The 15,600-nt window shown below is 60.8% G+C and carries 23 protein-coding genes; 1 reads left to right on the top strand and 22 read right to left on the bottom strand.

The features are described 5' to 3' along the window. The first annotated feature begins 43 nt into the window (after nt 1–43). The gene (locus ACWJJK_RS20165; RefSeq protein ID WP_077728682.1) at nt 44–1,276 is read left to right on the top strand and encodes an HlyD family efflux transporter periplasmic adaptor subunit; all 1,233 of its coding nucleotides are present in this window, start codon (nt 44–46) and stop codon (nt 1,274–1,276) included. Nucleotides 1,277–1,448: 172 nt separating this feature from the next. Here ACWJJK_RS20165 and ACWJJK_RS20160 read toward each other — a convergent pair whose 3' ends face one another. From ACWJJK_RS20160 to ACWJJK_RS20055, 22 genes are all read right to left on the bottom strand, one after another. Next, nucleotides 1,449–2,144, bottom strand: coding sequence for a hypothetical protein (locus ACWJJK_RS20160; RefSeq protein ID WP_133718806.1), 696 nt, complete (start codon nt 2,142–2,144; stop codon nt 1,449–1,451). Nucleotides 2,145–2,403: 259 nt separating this feature from the next. Continuing rightward, nucleotides 2,404–2,835 (bottom strand): GNAT family N-acetyltransferase, encoded by a 432-nt coding sequence (locus ACWJJK_RS20155; RefSeq protein ID WP_086134020.1) that lies wholly within the window; start codon nt 2,833–2,835, stop codon nt 2,404–2,406. Between the two features lie 59 nt (nt 2,836–2,894). Then, nucleotides 2,895–3,323: a GFA family protein gene (locus tag ACWJJK_RS20150; protein ID WP_240502398.1), complete on the bottom strand. Its 429-nt coding sequence runs from the start codon at nt 3,321–3,323 to the stop codon at nt 2,895–2,897. A 308-nt stretch (nt 3,324–3,631) separates the two neighbouring features. Further along, nucleotides 3,632–4,975: an RNA polymerase sigma factor gene (locus ACWJJK_RS20145; RefSeq protein ID WP_454128420.1), complete on the bottom strand. Its 1,344-nt coding sequence runs from the start codon at nt 4,973–4,975 to the stop codon at nt 3,632–3,634. Nucleotides 4,976–4,983: 8 nt separating this feature from the next. Then, nucleotides 4,984–5,454 carry a VOC family protein gene (locus tag ACWJJK_RS20140; protein WP_133718809.1) on the bottom strand — a complete coding sequence of 157 codons (471 nt, stop codon included), beginning with the start codon at nt 5,452–5,454 and terminating at the stop codon, nt 4,984–4,986. A 147-nt stretch (nt 5,455–5,601) separates the two neighbouring features. After that, entirely contained in the window at nt 5,602–6,237 is a 636-nt protein-coding gene (locus ACWJJK_RS20135) for a DUF2239 family protein (protein ID WP_133718810.1), read from the bottom strand. A 176-nt stretch (nt 6,238–6,413) separates the two neighbouring features. Next, nucleotides 6,414–6,683 carry an antibiotic biosynthesis monooxygenase gene (locus tag ACWJJK_RS20130; protein ID WP_434101768.1) on the bottom strand — a complete coding sequence of 90 codons (270 nt, stop codon included), beginning with the start codon at nt 6,681–6,683 and terminating at the stop codon, nt 6,414–6,416. An 87-nt stretch (nt 6,684–6,770) separates the two neighbouring features. Next, a complete protein-coding gene (locus ACWJJK_RS20125) occupies nt 6,771–7,172 on the bottom strand; it encodes a YciI family protein (protein ID WP_133718811.1) in 402 nt (133 codons plus the stop codon). 70 nt (nt 7,173–7,242) lie between these two features. After that, nucleotides 7,243–7,770: an SRPBCC family protein gene (locus ACWJJK_RS20120; protein ID WP_133718812.1), complete on the bottom strand. Its 528-nt coding sequence runs from the start codon at nt 7,768–7,770 to the stop codon at nt 7,243–7,245. 68 nt (nt 7,771–7,838) lie between these two features. After that, nucleotides 7,839–8,255, bottom strand: a complete 417-nt coding sequence (locus tag ACWJJK_RS20115; protein ID WP_133718813.1) for a YciI family protein — start codon at nt 8,253–8,255, stop codon at nt 7,839–7,841. An 84-nt stretch (nt 8,256–8,339) separates the two neighbouring features. Beyond that, nucleotides 8,340–8,756 carry a VOC family protein gene (locus ACWJJK_RS20110; RefSeq protein ID WP_086134027.1) on the bottom strand — a complete coding sequence of 139 codons (417 nt, stop codon included), beginning with the start codon at nt 8,754–8,756 and terminating at the stop codon, nt 8,340–8,342. A gap of 35 nt (nt 8,757–8,791) precedes the next feature. Continuing rightward, nucleotides 8,792–9,250 carry an SRPBCC family protein gene (locus tag ACWJJK_RS20105; RefSeq protein WP_133718814.1) on the bottom strand — a complete coding sequence of 153 codons (459 nt, stop codon included), beginning with the start codon at nt 9,248–9,250 and terminating at the stop codon, nt 8,792–8,794. Nucleotides 9,251–9,335: 85 nt separating this feature from the next. Continuing rightward, nucleotides 9,336–9,782 (bottom strand): nuclear transport factor 2 family protein, encoded by a 447-nt coding sequence (locus ACWJJK_RS20100; RefSeq protein ID WP_133718815.1) that lies wholly within the window; start codon nt 9,780–9,782, stop codon nt 9,336–9,338. A gap of 199 nt (nt 9,783–9,981) precedes the next feature. After that, nucleotides 9,982–10,416, bottom strand: coding sequence for a nuclear transport factor 2 family protein (locus ACWJJK_RS20095; protein WP_133718816.1), 435 nt, complete (start codon nt 10,414–10,416; stop codon nt 9,982–9,984). Nucleotides 10,417–10,484: 68 nt separating this feature from the next. Beyond that, nucleotides 10,485–11,165: a DUF899 domain-containing protein gene (locus ACWJJK_RS20090; RefSeq protein ID WP_133718817.1), complete on the bottom strand. Its 681-nt coding sequence runs from the start codon at nt 11,163–11,165 to the stop codon at nt 10,485–10,487. Between the two features lie 44 nt (nt 11,166–11,209). Continuing rightward, nucleotides 11,210–11,590, bottom strand: a complete 381-nt coding sequence (locus ACWJJK_RS20085) for a YciI family protein (RefSeq protein ID WP_077728696.1) — start codon at nt 11,588–11,590, stop codon at nt 11,210–11,212. A 48-nt stretch (nt 11,591–11,638) separates the two neighbouring features. Further along, nucleotides 11,639–11,983, bottom strand: coding sequence for a YciI family protein (locus tag ACWJJK_RS20080; protein ID WP_077728697.1), 345 nt, complete (start codon nt 11,981–11,983; stop codon nt 11,639–11,641). Nucleotides 11,984–12,264: 281 nt separating this feature from the next. Beyond that, a complete protein-coding gene (locus tag ACWJJK_RS20075) occupies nt 12,265–12,828 on the bottom strand; it encodes a hypothetical protein (RefSeq protein ID WP_156880558.1) in 564 nt (187 codons plus the stop codon). A gap of 36 nt (nt 12,829–12,864) precedes the next feature. After that, a complete protein-coding gene (locus ACWJJK_RS20070) occupies nt 12,865–13,497 on the bottom strand; it encodes a glutathione S-transferase N-terminal domain-containing protein (protein ID WP_434148650.1) in 633 nt (210 codons plus the stop codon). A 14-nt stretch (nt 13,498–13,511) separates the two neighbouring features. Continuing rightward, on the bottom strand, nt 13,512–14,690 hold the full coding sequence (locus ACWJJK_RS20065) for a methylated-DNA--[protein]-cysteine S-methyltransferase (RefSeq protein ID WP_156880556.1): 1,179 nt from the start codon (nt 14,688–14,690) through the stop codon (nt 13,512–13,514). Between the two features lie 43 nt (nt 14,691–14,733). Beyond that, on the bottom strand, nt 14,734–15,069 hold the full coding sequence (locus ACWJJK_RS20060; protein WP_454128419.1) for a TfoX/Sxy family protein: 336 nt from the start codon (nt 15,067–15,069) through the stop codon (nt 14,734–14,736). A 30-nt stretch (nt 15,070–15,099) separates the two neighbouring features. Then, a complete protein-coding gene (locus ACWJJK_RS20055) occupies nt 15,100–15,555 on the bottom strand; it encodes a hypothetical protein (protein WP_205780664.1) in 456 nt (151 codons plus the stop codon). Nucleotides 15,556–15,600 lie beyond the last annotated feature (45 nt).

Here is a 15,600-nt window from a genome sequence, read left to right as displayed (position 1 = left end):
TCCACTCGATTCAAAATAATTCCAAAAACTCGAACAGGCATCTATGAAGATTCATCCGAAGGCGATCCGCGCGCGGCGCAACCGTCGTCTTTTGCTGGTGGCGCTGGCCGTGCTCGCGTGCGCTCTGGCCGCGGCCATCTACTGGTGGGTGCATGGCCGTTTCCGGGTCGAGACCGACAATGCCTTCGTCGCCGGCAATCTGATTCCGGTCGAAGCGGATGCGACCGGCATCGTCACCCAGGTCCTGGCCGAGGAAACCCAGTTCGTGAACAAGGGCGACCTGCTGGTCCGGCTCGACGAACACCGCGCCCATGCCGCCCTGGGGCAAAGCGAGGGTGACCTGGGGCGGACCGTGCGCGGGATCGGCGCGCTGTTCGCGACGCGCCAGCAACTCTGCCAGAAACTGGACGCGCGCTCGGCCCAGCTCGCCCGGGTGCGCCACGACGTCATTCGCTTCCGTCAGGCGTTTCCCAGCGGTTCGGTTTCGGAGCAAGTCCTGCAAAACGCCGAGGATCAGATGACGGCCCTCGAAGCGGAACTGCGGGAGGTCGGCGCGGAACTCCAGTCCATCGAGGCGCGGGTCGGGGGAACCAGTCGCACCGAACACCCCGAAGTGGAGGCCGCCAAGCACCGCTTCGTCAACGCTTACCTCGATTTCGTCCGACAGCGCATCCGGGCGCCCGTTTCGGGTTATGTGGCGAAACGCAAAGCTCAGGTCGGGGATCGGGTCCATCCCGGAGATCCGCTGCTCATGGTGGTGCCGCTGGACCATCTCTGGGTGGAGGCGAACCTCCGGGAGACCGAGCTGCGCAAAGTGCGGCCCGGCCAGTCGGCCGAGGTGATCGTCGATCTGTACGGACGGCGCCGTGTCTATCACGGCACGGTCGAAGGCCTGGTGCCCGGCACCGGCAGCGTGTTCGCCCTGTTGCCGCCGGACAATGCGACCGGCAATTTCATCCACATCGTCCAGCGGGTGCCGGTGCGCATCGCCCTGCGCAAGGACGAGATCCTGAAACGGCCCATCCGCCCCGGATTGTCCACGGTGACGTCCATCCATATCGATGAACCCGGCCGGCCGCTGGACACCTCGCTAGCGGAAGTTACCGCTCCGGCGTATGAAACCGATATTTTCAGAGACGAGCTTGCCTCCGCGGAACTCAGGGCGCAGGAAATCATCACGGCCAACGTGGTGCCGCAAGACGATTCCTTGGAGTCTTCCTGCAGCCGGTCCGGCGCACCGCTTCATGCCACGCAAACCCCGCCTCGGCGGAGATAATCCTAGAAACGGCAGTTGACCGCTTGGATGGAGTAGAAACGCCTCATGGATTCTGACCGTCGTCCCTCCTACCGATTTCACCGCTTGGGTGAAGCCGCTACGTGCACTCGAGCACGCCCAACTGCCGTTTCCAGGATAATCGGAGCGGTAACTCATGGTGTTCCAGGCCGTTTCAACGGTGCCGCTCACCGAGGGTGGCGCGAAGGCGGGTGGGGTCAATGCCGCCGCCATGGCCCTTGATGCCCCGGCCGCCATCGTCGGCGATCGGGCTGTTCGCGATCTGCATCGATGCAAAACGCGCCGAAATGCCGTCTCCGCGATTACCGAAAACGCGAGTATTCGTGAGAACCAGCATTGGCGGACACTCCAAGCCCGTGGTATCGCTTATCGGAGAAATTCCGGTTTTGCCCTGTTGAAGCGTTACGTTGTACAGCATGACGCTGGGCGGTACCGAATAAAAGCCATCGCCGCATGCCACACGGAGCGATAGCAGATCGAAGACGGGCGTATTCGGGGCGTCCGAGAGTGTAATCGAATGGCCGTTGCCGTCTATCGTTATGCGCGTTTGAACACAGGGATCCGGGTAGTAACGGCAGTCGCTCGCCACCACGGGCAATGCTTCCGTCAGGACGACGTCGCCGGTGAGTTCGATGGTGTCGTCTTCGGAGCCCGCGGGACAGCCGCCGGTCCGGGTATTGAATATCGCCGCCGTAATGGCATCGGCCAGAGTGCAAGCCGTGCTTTTATCGGCGCTTCCGCCTACGGTAAAAACCGTCGCCTCGGCAGATTCGGCCGCCAAGGCGGAAGCTAGCGGCAATAAGACCCGTAGATATTGGCAAAGCGTTGAGCTGAAGATGAAAGCTGGCATGCCCTTTCCTCCTTGTTCGACATGAGTCGTGCACAATCCCGAGATCATCGGTAACTGCGGAAGTCTGCATTCGGCCTCTGATGCCTTCAATGTCATTTAACAATGTAGAAGGCGGCGGAATCGGCTCGCTCGGCCCGACTTGATCCCGAATATTGCCGCGCGGGACGGAGCTTTTGCGGGATCGAGAGACATGGAGTCCGCCAACGGAAGCATCGTCGTGAGCCGAAAAACGCTCATGCCCGTTAGGGCGGCTCGCCGGTCAGGCGTTCGGATAATGTTTTACGAAGTGTTTCGACCGGTTTTCGTACCCGTTCGCCATGTAGAAGCGGTGGGCGTCTGTGCGCAGGTCGCTGCTGGTCAACTCGACCCGGGTGCATCCCCGCCCGATGAAGAAGTCGTCCGCTGCGCGCAGCAATTCGGCGCCTATGCCTCGTCGTCGCATGCTTTGGTCGACCACGAGAGCGGAAATGCGTCCCCATTTTCCGATTTCGTGGAGCGGACTAACGACGTGCAGAACGATCGTTCCGACCACCTCCGCGCCGATTTCGCCCACCAGCGCCAGATCAGAATCCGATCCGTCATAGGCGAGGAGTCTCGCCCGAAGTTCGCCGACGTCGATAACGTAGCCCAGTTGCCGGAAAAGGCGGATCAGCCGTTCACAATCCGAGGATGCCGCGGGGCGCACCTTCATGAGCAGCCTCCCAGAGGAGAATCGGCTCCGGCTTCGTTCGGCATTACCGGCGCGGACGATCAAGCTTCCCGGCTGAGATGCGCCAGCGCGTGCGCATGGGATTCCCAGTTTTGGCCGTCGAAGGGCTCGATGACCAGTTCCTTGGGCTTCGGACTCAGGCAGCGGACGTTCACGTCGTAGCCGTCCGGGTTCGATCTAGGGATATAGAAGGGCTTTATGCCGCAGGTCTTGCAGAACAGGTGCTTGGCGACGCCAGTGTTGAAGGTGTAGACAACGAGGTTCTCCTCACCCTTTATCAGCCTGAATTGCGATTTGGGGACGATGAGGTGCAGGAAGCCGGACTTGGAGCAAATCGAGCAATTGCAGTCCTGGCAGACAACGCGCTCGGGGGCCTCGACCTCGAATTGGACCGCTTCGCAATGGCAACTACCGCGGTAGAGCATGGTTTCCGTCTCATGAAAAAGAATGCCGATATTGCGGACCGTCATGACCGACTGTAAGCGGCATGTGTTATTAACCCAGCCTATAAATATAGGCCGGGTTAATCCGGGGCAGGGATGCCCCGGCGCGGCGACAAGCCGCGTGAGCCCAGGCCGGGCGTGTACCGGCCTGGGCGGCGGCCCGAAATACCAGGAGGGTATTTACGGGCCTGATTAATAACGATCCGGAGGAACATGATAATGCTCGGGGCGATTGAAGCCTAGCGAGGCTATCGAGGACGCGAATGATGGCACGGCCAGGGGCTCTTTCCGATTCCTACGCAACTCGCGATGTTCTTCCATAAGTACCGGCCGTTTCAATCCAAAAGCTCGTTCAGCCGCCGTTCGAGAAACCGCCGCTCCGGTTCCTGCCGTGTCAGGCTAAGCGCCCGCTCGTAAGCGGCGCGGGCTTCCGCCGTTCGTTCCAGCCGGCGGCACAGGTCGGCGCGAGCCGCATGCGCCAGGTGGTAGTCCTCTAAATCGCCTCGGGCGAGAATGCCGTCCACGAGCGTGAGGCCTGCCTCGGGCCCGTCGTACATCGCCACCGCCACGGCGCGGTTCAGTTCCACCACCGGCGACGGCTCGATTCGCAACAGCACGTTATATAGCCCGACGATCTGCGCCCAGTCGGTCTCGCCGGCGCTCGGCGCTTCGGCATGCACGGCCGCGATCGCCGCCTGCAGCGTGTACGGGCCGAACCGTCGCGACGACAGCGCCCGTTCCACCAGCGCCAGCCCTTGCGCAATCTGGTCCCGGTTCCAAAGCGCGCGGTCCTGCTCGTCCAGCAGTATCAGTTCGCCGCCGGGCGAGGTGCGCGCGGCACGGCGCGATTCGTGCAGCAGCATCAGCGCCAGGAGCCCCTGCGCTTCGGGTTCGGGCAGCAGTTCGATCAGCAACCGCCCGAGACGGATCGCTTCCTCCGAGAGATCGTGTCTTGTCAGCGAGCCGCCCAGCGAGGCGGAGTAGCCCTCGTTGAACACCAGATAAACAACACGCAGCACGGCGTCCAAGCGCTCCGGCAGATCTTCGCGTGTCGGCACCTGATAGGGAATGCGGGCGTCGCGGATTTTCGCCTTGGCGCGCACGATACGTTGAGCCAGTGTGGACGGGGCGGTGAGGAAAGCGCGAGCAATTTCTTCGGTGGTGAGGCCGCACACCTCGCGCAGCGTGAGCGCGACCTGCGCGTCCGGCGACAAGGCAGGATGGCAGCAGGTGAAAATCAGCCGCAGCCGGTCGTCTTCGACGCTCTCGTCGTCCCATGCCGCCGGATCGCCGAGCCCGTCCGCTACCCGTTCGGCGAGCGCCATCAGCGATGCCCCGCCGTTCCCGATATCCGCGGGGTCCCGTCCCTCCGGATCATCGGTGCCGAGCCGTTCGGCGGCATCCGGCGGCAAGTCGACGAACCGTGCACGCCGGCGCAGGTTGTCGATGGCCTTGAAGCGGCCGGTGGATACCAGCCAAGCCCGCGGATTGGCTGGCATGCCTTCCTGCGGCCATTGCTCCAGCGCCGCCCGAAAGGCATCGTGCAGCGCTTCTTCGGCGAGATCGAAGTCGCCGAGCAAACGCACCAGGGTAGCGAACACGCGGCGCGAATCGGAACGGTAGATGGCGTCTACCGTCACGCGCACCCGTTCAGCAGCGTTCTCGTTTGACGACGACATCTGTCGCTTTAGGCGTCGCTTTGCTTGAACATTGCCTCGGCACGCCTATTGATTTCCTCTGGGGTAAGCTCTTCCTTGCGGGTCGCGAGAAACCAGACGTGCCCAAAAGGATCTTCCAGCGTGCCGGTGCGGTCGCCGTAAAATTGGTCTTGCACCGGCCTGACGGCTTTCGCTCCGGCGTCGACGGCGCGGGCGAACAGAGTATCCACGTCTTCCACGTACACATGGAGGCCGACCGACGAGCCGCCCAGCGCTTGCGGGCTGCGTAACGGACTCGCTTCGCACGAATCGGCCAGCATGACGGTCGAGTCGCCGATCCTGATCTCGGCGTGTCCGATTTCGCCGCCGGGCGCCACCAGACGAAAAAGCTCCACCGCGCCGAATGCCCGTTTGTAAAATTCGATGGCCTCGGCCGCACCCTTGATGCCCAGGTACGATGTCACGCTGTGGTATCCGTCGGGGATCGCTTTAACCGTCATCTCCTTGCTCCTTCCAAGTAAAAGATCACTCACGACATGGGCGACCCAGCGCTCCGTGCGAACCGCTGGCATCGGTTTCCAAGCGCCTGTTATATCGCTTGATGGATATCTCGCGCCTAGAAAGTGGCGAGCCGACGCCGGGCGAACTCAATCCGCCGGCGCCGTCTCAGGCTTGGGACGCGTAACGGCAGCCGTTTCCGTCAAGGCGAGCGTATGTTGTCGTACGTCGGCGGGCCACTTCGCGACAGCCTGATGTAATCGGTCTTGATCGCCGGCAAACAAGGCCCGTATGGCTTCTTCGAAGCCGGGCTCGTTTCCGGCCATCGCATTCATGAATCGATACGCGGCTTCTCGCGCCTGACGGACTTGATCGTCCTGTCTGTTCGCGCGCATGGCCTGTTCGACGAGCTTTCGCAACGCCACGGAGGCGCCTCCGGGCTGGGAGGTCAGCCACTCCCAATGCCTGGGCAGCAAGGTGACTTCGCGGGCCGTGACACCGAGCTTCGGTCGTCCGGCGGTTCGCGGTGCGCTCGCCGAGGTGTCCGCGACCGGCTCGGTCTGGTTGCCCTGCGCGTGCGACAGCCGATCGAGAACCGCGGACACGGAGCCGCGGAGGTCCAGCTCTACGGGCGCGCTGGTGACGGCGTCGAAGATCAAGACGATGTCTTGGCTATCCGTATCGACGAAAGACTTCACCTTCGCGGCCACGTCACGGGGCGGACCCAGCGCGATGCGTTTGGCTCCTGCAAACGCGATCCATGTCGGTTGTGGATTAGTGTTCATAAGGCGACCTCGTTTGAAAATAACGAAGTCAATTTTATCCGGGTAAAAACTAATGTCAATATTACACGGGTAAAAGTCGTGCTTACGGGTGTTCGCCTTGGACCGCCCGACAATCCAAGCTCGGTTGCCGGTCTGGTACAGGGGCGGCTTTGTTCACGACGCCTGATCTTCGCAAGTCATCCATCTTTCCGGGGGCGGGCGAGGAGCGGGGTGAGCTGGCGGATCATCTCGGAGTCCTTGTATTTTTCCCGGACGGCGTCCGTATCCGCCCGATTTCGCCAGTTGGCGAGAGCGATGATATGTCCCGGATCATCCTGATCGATGAAAATCTGATGCGAGATGTAACCGTCGAAGCTTCGCATGTCCGACCACACTTGGCGCGTCAGCCGGAGCCCTTCTCGTTCCGTACCGGGTTTCAGCCAAGTATCCCAAATGACCGTGATCATCCTCTGATGTTGTCTATACAACGAAACTCGCACACCGCCCATCGACGTTAGGGGCGTGGTACCGGCGCCGAACTTGGCGGGAGTCCGTCACGCCGTACCGTCTCCTGTGGTCAGCCCGACAAAGCCAAGCGCGCTCAGCGTCTTGGAATCCTCCGCGATGGGCCGTATCTCGACGCATCCGATCTTGGCCCCGGGAATCATCGAGGCGACCTCGATCGCCTCATCAATATCCTTGGCTTCGATGACGTAGTAACCGCCGAGCTGCTCCTTGGTTTCCGCGTAGGGTCCATCGGTCGCCGAGACTTTGCCGTTCCGCACCCGGATCGTGGTCGCGGCAGCGGGCGGAAGCAGCCGATTGCACCCGACGAAATGACCGCTCTTCCGGATACCGTCGGTAAACTCGCGGTACTCTTCCAGGTGCTTCTCCGCATCGGCTTCGGGCATTTGCTCCATCACCGTTTCGGCACAAATCAAACACAGATACTTCATCACGTTTTCCTATTCAAGACGTACTCCGCCGCGTCGACGAAGCAACCGGGACGGCGGCTCTGCGCAACATTTACTTTTCCGCGATGGCTTTCAAGCTGGCGAGGCCGGCCTCGAAGTCCTTGCCGATCATCTTGTCCATGCTGATGAAGAGTCCTATGAGTTTTGAAATGTAAGGGCTGGGGCCTTGCATGGACCAGGTGGTCCGGGTGACGTCGCCCTGCGGTTGTAGCGTGAACTCGACGATGTTGTGGGCTTCGAAAGGCTTGATGAAGTCGAGTTTCATGGTGATCTTGGATGGGGGAAACGACTCCGTGATCTCGAGGCGTCCCTGGCCGATATCCGTGTTGCCGTCCCATTCGTACGCCGCGCCCTTGCCGTCGGCCGCGCCGGTATAAGTCCGTTTCATCGCCGGGTCCTTTTTTTCGAATGGCGACCACTCGTTCATCTTGCGCAAGTCGTTAATAAACAAGAAGATGTTTTCCGGCGGCGCGTTGATGCTGGTCGAGCGCTGGACGCGGAAAGTGTTGGGTCTGGTCGCGGCATAGATGAGGACCGCGGCGATCAGAAGGGTAGCTACGACGGCAATGTTCTTGAACATCGATTTTTCCAGTGCGGTGTCGGACGCAAGAAGGGACTGTCAGGGACCCGGCGGGAGACGATACGCGGCTAGTTCTCCGTACCGATCCCGAGTTTGCGACAGCGTTCGATCGCTTCACCCGGTTCGAAGTCGTCCAGCTCGAACAACTGGCGGACCTCGATCTCGCCTTCCCTGCCGTCACCGGCTGGATTGGGGAAGCGCCTGGTCCATTCCAACGCCTCTTCCTTGGATTTCACCCGGATAATGGTGTAGCCGGCGATCAACTCCTTGGTTTCGGCAAAGGGTCCGTCCACCACCGAACGCTTCTCGCCGGAGTACTCGATGCGCCAACCCTTCGCGCTCGGCTGGAGCCCGGAGCCATCGATCAGTGCGCCGGCTTTTGCCAGTTCCTCGTGGTATGCCGCCATCTCGGCAATGAGGTCCTCGGTCGGCATGACGCCCGCCTCGGAGTCTTTGGTGGCTTTGACGATGATCATGAATCGCATGGGCGTTTGTCCTGTTCAGTTTCGATTAAGGAGCTCGGCTTCCGGACGGCCCGGACCGGCGGAAGCCGAGCTCCTGGGTTGGCTCTATTCCGCACTCTCTACGATGATCATCCACGCCACGCCGAAGCGGTCGGTGACCATGCCGAAGCACGGCGAAAAGAAGGTTTTGCCCAACGGCATCTGCACCTGTCCGCCTTCGGCCAGCGCGGCGAACAGGCGATCGGCCTCCGCTTCGTTCGGCGCCGAGAGCGATAGCGAAATGCCCTGGAAGTTCGGCTGCCCTTGGCAGAAACCGTCGGAAGCATGCACCGTACTCTCGCCGATACGGAAGCTCGAATGCATGACTTTTTCCTCGGCTCCGGGCGGGAGCGGGCACTGATGGGGCTCAGGGCTTTCCTTGAAACGCATCAGCATCATTACTTCGGCGCCGAGCGCGCGGCGGTAGAAATCGAGCGCCTCCTCGCAGCGGCCTTCGAAGAACAAATAGGGTTGGATATGCATGGTATCTCCTTTTCTCGGTTGAGGTATTAAGACGCCTACGGGGCCAGCTTCGCCAGTTGTGCCTGAAGGCGGTCGAAATTCTGTTCGTTCGCTTCGACGCACACCGCCCGGACCTTGTCGCATTCCGCGGCGCTTTCGAAGAGCATCCGCCATTCGAGCCGGGTTCCTCCGGCCTCCTCCGTGAAGGTGACCGTCATCTGAAATCGCGGACCTGACACATGCTGGAACACAATGCGCTCGGGCTCGACGACCTCGAGAAAGACGCTCTCGTTCGGATAATCGACCCCGTCGGGACCGTGCATGACGAAACGCCAGACGCCGCCCGGCCGCAGGTCGAATTCGTGAAAAGTGTTGGTAAAACCCTTAGGCCCCCACCACGCGGCCAATTGGGTGGGATCGCGCCACGCCTTCAACAAGCGCTCGCGCGGTGCATCGAACACTCGCGAGCTGACAATTTCACGGTCGGCAGCGCTTGTCGGGGTGGAATCGGTCATATGGATTTTTTCTCCTCTTATCGATTGATGAAAAAAACAGTCGTCATCCAAGATCGAACGGGGCGGCTGTCGTCATGGGATCGGGCTAAAGGTCGAGCGTGAATACGGCTTTGCCGGTAGGCGGATCGAAGGGGAGGGAGCAATGCTCGTGCACGATCCGCCAGCTGCCCTTTTTCCGCTCATAGCCGGCCGTGAGCCGCATCCAGGTTTGCATTGCCGGATGGTCCTTTTCTTCCCCGGTGAAGCGGAACAGCCAGTGGGCGAGCGCCAGGTCTCCACTTACGAAGATGTCGAGGTCCCGCGTTTCCATGGCGAAAGAGTCCGGGAAGCACGGCAAGCACTCTTCCCAAATACGGCGGTAGTCCTCTGCGCCTTTGGTTTGGAACGGAGGTTTGCAATCGTAGAAAACGACATCAGGCGCGTAGCGGGACATGATTCGGCCCACGTCCTTGGCGCAGACGGCATCCATCTGATCGGCGATGAGTTGTCTAATCTGGGCTTCGTCGTAGGCTTGGATGGTTTCGGTTGCCATGGTGGTGGATCCTTATAGGTTGGTTTTCGGCGAACAGATGGAAAACGCCCAACTGCCGCTAGGTGGTCGAATGAAGAACCGCGAAATCGACATCACCGAAGTCCTCTCCCTCGGCATGCCAGTCCAGCACCCGTTAGGCCCGGCCATGGAGCGGTCCAGGGACGTTACCGTCGACCGGAGCAGTTTTCTCATGGCTGTGTTACGGCGTGAGGTCGAGCAAGGCGCGGCCGCTCTCGATGTCGAAGGGCGCCGAAAAATGCTCGTGCACGATCTTCCATTGTCCGTTCAGCCTGCGGTAGCAGGCGGTCATGCGCATCCATCCGGCTTTTTCCTCGCCGTTGTCTCCGGCTCCCCCGCACCGGATGAGGGCGTGGCAGAAGGCCGCGTCATCGCCTGCCGAGATTTCCGGGTCGTGAATCTCGAAAACCATCGGGCCGGGACACAGGGCAAGGCAGGCTTCCCAGTGCTTTCGGTACGCGTCCACGCCCCTGAATTGCAATTGCGATACGGCATCGAATGCGAGGATGTCCGGGGCGTAGTGGGAAACGATTGCGTCCATGTTTCCGTCCAGCACGGCTTTCAGCCAGCTGTCCACCAGGTTTCGGATCTCGGTTTCGGTCGTTTCAGTTTTCATGGCTTTTCTCCCGTAGATGGATGGGTTGAGTCGGGCTTCACCGAAGTGGGGGGTACATGAGCTCCCTTTCACCCAGCGTATTTGTCATGGTGGCGCCACCATCCATACGGTGGAGTTTGCGGCCATCCGTCCGGAGAGTCTTCCCAATCCTCCTGCCGGCCGAGGGGTGTCAAGTCGAGGTAGCTCCAATGACTGCCGAGGTACTCGGCGCCACGTCCGGCCGTGAAGTAGGTTTGAAAGATGTTTCCTCCCTCGCGGAGGAAGACGCTCACGCCGAACGTTTCGCCCTGCTCGGTGGTGACGCCGAAGTCCCGGTTGAAGTCGCTTCCGAAAGAGGAATACCAGGGCACGTCCCAGCCCATGCGTTTCCTGAACGGCTCGATCTTGGCCAGCGGCGCGCGGGAGACGAGGACCCGCGAGGTGTCGCGGGCGTGAAGATGGGCGGGGTGGCCCATGCTGTCGACCACCCATGAACAGCCGACGCAACCCTCGTCCCGATTTGGGTCGAACATGAAATGGTAGACGATGAGCTGGCGGCGGCCCTCGAACAAATCGGGCAGATTCAACTGGCCGTCCGGTCCTTCGAAGACATAAGCCTTGTCGATCTTCACCATCGGCAGCCGGCGGCGTTCGGCATTCAGCGCGTCACGCGCCCGGGTGAGTTCTTTTTCCTTGATGAGCAGTTCCTCGCGTGCGGCGAGCCACTCGGCCTTGGATACGATTTTCGGTAGATAAATAGGGTGATTCATGGTGACCTCTCTCTGCGATCGCATGGTATTCGCGTCGGGCGGCGTCACGGGGCTCCGCCGTAGCGGCTTTCCACGTTCAGCACTGGCTCGATGGGGCGGACCTCGATGCTGCCAAGGCGCGCCGACGGCCACCTCGATGCGATCCGGACCGCCTCGTTCAGATCGGCGGCTTCGATCAGAAAGAAACCGCCCAGTTGCTCCTTGGTTTCGGCGAAAGGACCGTCCGTCACCGATAGTCCGCCGCTCCGAACCCGTACCGTCGCGGCGGTTCGAACGCTCTTGAGGGCGTGAGTGACGATCAGGTGGCCGCTTTCGCGAAGCTCCTCGACATAGGCGAGCGTCTCGCGCCGCAGGGCATCCCACTCGCTTGCGGACAAAGCGTTAAGTTTTTCTTCCGCTTCGTACGCCAGACACAGATATTTCATGGCTTTCTCTTTTGTTGAATTTCACGGGCGGGATGGACCGTATTCGTCCTACGGCTTCAACTCCCGGATCGGACGCACCTCGATGCTGCCCACGCGCGCCGGCGGGATCTTCGCGGCGATCTGGATAGCCTCGTTGAGATCCCGTGCATCGATCAGGTAGAACCCGGCCAGTTGTTCTTTCGTTTCGGCAAATGGGCCATCGGTGACCGACACCTTGCCGCCGCGGACCCGTACGGTCGTGGCGGTCTGAACCGATTCCAGGGGTTCTCCGCCAAGCAGATGCCCGCTCTCGCGGAGCGAATTGGCGTAGGCCAGGCATTCGGCATCTTTCGGACTTTCGGGGAGGCTGTGCAGCTTTTCTTCCTCGCTGTAAACCAGGCACAGGTATTTCATGGCTTCCTCCATATCGTGATGAAAAGGCTGTAGGCGCTGGATAGTCGTTCGGGGAAGCGCCGATTCGACACTTGATCGTGAAATCGGGAAAAATTTTTCCGGCGCTTTCCGAAAACGCAGAGAAGCGACCGTGGCTTCAGCGCAGAGCGCTGCGATGCCGCCGGACCGCCCTATATCAAACGTACGAGTAAGCCGAGTACAGATACTCGCTTCGTGAGGTCAAGGTTCGGCATGAGCGAGCGTGTGCCCGCTGAATCCTTTCGTCGGCTTTCGCGGATGGGTCACTTGCACGCTTTTGTTTTTCCGCCATATGCAACCGAATAAGGCTCGTCGAAGCATGTGATCAAGCGATCGACGACGTCGAGGTTCGGTACGGCACCTTGAAGTCTTGGCCCTTTGGCGATCTCTTCCCGGAGTTCGGCCAGTTTCTCGCGGTTTCGTTCCAGAAAGGCGATTGTCGCCCGGACATAAGCGTTCCACCGGATCGGTGACTCGGCCGGTTCATTTTCGTACAAAGCGGCCCTAAAGCGGGCGAGCGCCTCGTCTTTCTCTTCGGCCGCTGCATAGAGCTGACCCGCATGGAACCGCAGGTTCACGCGCTGCCACTCCTCAAGGACCTTGGCTTCTTTTTCGTACCGGTCGATCAGCTTGGCGGCTTCCAGATACTTTCCCTGATCGGCGATTTTGCGCCAGCCGCTGCCAGGGCGCTGGTCGAAGGTCTCATAACTGAGCTCCGGTTCCTTGGGGCTCTCATTTTTCTCCTGAGCAGGGGCAGCGGAAGAAAAAAGAACGGTGGCAGCCGACAGAAGCATCAAGCCACGCCTCTGCAACGAAAGCCGAATCATTTATGGATCCCTTTGATACAAAAGCGAAAAGAGGCCCTAACCCTGAGCCGCGGCGAGCTCGGCATCCTTGGCTCTGGCTCGCGCCACCGCTGGGCGGGTATTGATGCGGTCGATGTAGGTCTTGATCGTCGGCGATTCCGGCACGAGCTTGAACGCTGTACTCCAGGCGAAGGCGATGCCCCAAAGCACATCCGCGGCGGTGAACCTCTCGCCCAGAATGTAAGGCCCCTTTGCGAGCTGATCGGTCAGCGTTTTTAACATAGTGTCGTAATCGCCGTACGGGGAGGTCGACCGCGGAGCGGCCTCACGCTCCAAGCCTTTGTCCACCATGGCCGGTTCGAAACAGGAACCGTAGAACACCAGCCAGCGTAGATAAGGTCCTCGCAGGGGATCGCCGACGGCGGGCGCGAGTCCCGCCTCCGGATAGAGGTCGGCGAGGTAGATGAAGATTGCCACCTGCTCGGTGACCAGGGCATCGCCATGCAGCAGGGCGGGTACCTTGCCCATGGGATTGATGGCGAGATAGTCGGGCTTGCGCTGCTCGCCCGTTTTCAGGTTAAACACGTGCAGCCGGTAATCGGCGCCGAGTTCCTCGAGCAGGGTTAGGGTGCCGAGAGAACGGGTATTGGGGGCATGAAACAGGGTGACTTGGCGGTTGCCATCCATCATAGGTTTACTCTCGTTCAAAAGACTTCGGCATTGACGACATTCCAGAGGTAAAGCGAGGCCACCGTGCGATAGGGCCGCCAACGCTCCCCCAGAGAAATGAGCTGGCTGGGGGAGGGGACTTCCGGCATCCCGTAGACTCTCGCGATACCTTTTCGGAGCGCGTAGTCGTCGACCGGAAAGACGTCCGTCCGGCCAAGATTGAAGATGAGCAGCATCTCCACCGTCCACCGCCCCACGCCTCGAATCGAGATCAGCCGTCGCACGATCTCGTCGTCGTGCAGCGCAACGATGGCCCTTGCCGTCGGTACGGTACCGTCCAGAGTCTTGGCCGCCAGATCCTTCAGCGCGGCGGTTTTCGCTTTCGACAGGCCCGCCTCCCGCAAAGCCTCGTCGGGGGTGTTCAGGAGTTCGCCGGGTTCCGGAATCGTCGTCCCCGGATAAAGTCCCTTCACCCGGTTCAGGATGGTGGCTGCCGCCTTGGGCGTCAGTTGTTGGTAAACGATCGCGCTTAGCAGCGCCGCATAGGGAGAGTGTTCGGCATTCGGCTTGAATGCGATGGGCCGGGACAAGCAATCGACCAGGCGGGGATCGAGGGCTTTAAGGCGCGCCGCCGCACGCCGGAGATCTTGTGCCGACTTGAGTGTCGGCGGCAGAGCCCAAGCGACTCCTTCGGCGGCCAGCATCCGGGATTTGGTCGCCAGTCCGCCCGGCGCCGAAAATCCGCCGGGCTTGCCGCCGGCCGCCAGTACCCGGTGGCAGGGGATGATCAGGGGGATCGGGTTTTTCCCCAGAGCCTGGCCGACGGCCCTCGCCGCACCGGGGCGCGCCAGGGCTTCCGCGATCTCGCCGTATGTCATGGTTCGCCCGGCCGGAATGGCACGAGCGGCTTCATACACTTCCCGTGCAAAGGGTCCCACGCCGTCGAGGTCGACATCGATGTCCCGAAAATCCTCGGCCTCTCCCTCGAAGTGCCTGCGAATTCGCTCGATAATGGCCGCGATCGCGGGCGGCGGAGCGCTAGCCGGGCGCGCGCCGGATTCCCGTGCGAGCCTCGCTTCCGTCGCTTGCGCCGTGTGGTCGGGAAGCTGAAACGAAGTCACTGCCGGCGGGGCGCCTTTGGTCCAGCCGTTGCGCCAGGCGATTCCGCAAGGACCGAGCGGGGTGTCGAAGATGCAGTAGTCGGACGGTTTCATGGGGATTGGTCCTCCGGATCGATGCGGACGGTTCATATCACCATCACGGATTTTTTGGGGGCAGGCTGGTAACGAATTCGATAGCCAAGTCGACATAATGCTGAAGTTGACGATCTTCCGCCAGCCCTTCGTCGGAGATCATGGCCCAGCCTTTCATGGGCTTTCCGGTGATATCCATCGGTTTGACATGGGTTTCCTCGAAAAGCCGGCGGGCCGTATGTTCGCCCACCCGGACGATCAGCCATGATCGATAAATGCCGACACACATGTTGCCGTGCAGCAGCCAGCCAATGCCGCCGAACATTTTCCTAGCCTGGAAGCCGGCACGCTCGGCGAGCATTTCCTCCAAGCGCTGCGACAAGCCCGGATCGCAAGCCATGATCAGTTCCTCCAAAAGTCCGGTTCAGCATTATCGGACGGTACCGGCGGCTCGCACCGGAGCTTGGGATCGACCGGCATGTTTGAAGTCGCTGCCGTATATCCAGCCGATAGCTGCCCCCGCGGCGGCGAATTGGATCAGGTGAAAGGTGCTCTGAACCGTCAGCCAGAGTTCGATGGAAGAGACCTGAATTTTCGCCGCGTTCGCCAAGGTCGACACGCTGAACAGGAACAAGCCCATGAGGCCGCCGAAAGCCAGCCCTGAGCGAATCGGTGTCTTTTCGCAGCCGAAGTACGGGTACAGCAGGGCGATGATCGCGCCCTGGACGAACATCGAAAGTAGACCGAGGGGGATGATCGGTTCGGCACGGTTGTATATGCCCAACTCGTGGTACACATCCTTGAACAGAATGAAGTGCCAGGGGGCGCCGATGGCGAACGAGAGGGCGACATAAGCCAGCACGGCCAACAGAAACTTTTTCGTCATGGAATTCCTCCAAAGCTTAAAATACTTGTTTATCAAAAGCATTTT

Source organism: Methylocaldum gracile (assembly GCF_053646815.1).
Note: the sequence above shows the minus strand (reverse complement) of the source record. Positions and strands in the feature narration are given on the sequence as shown.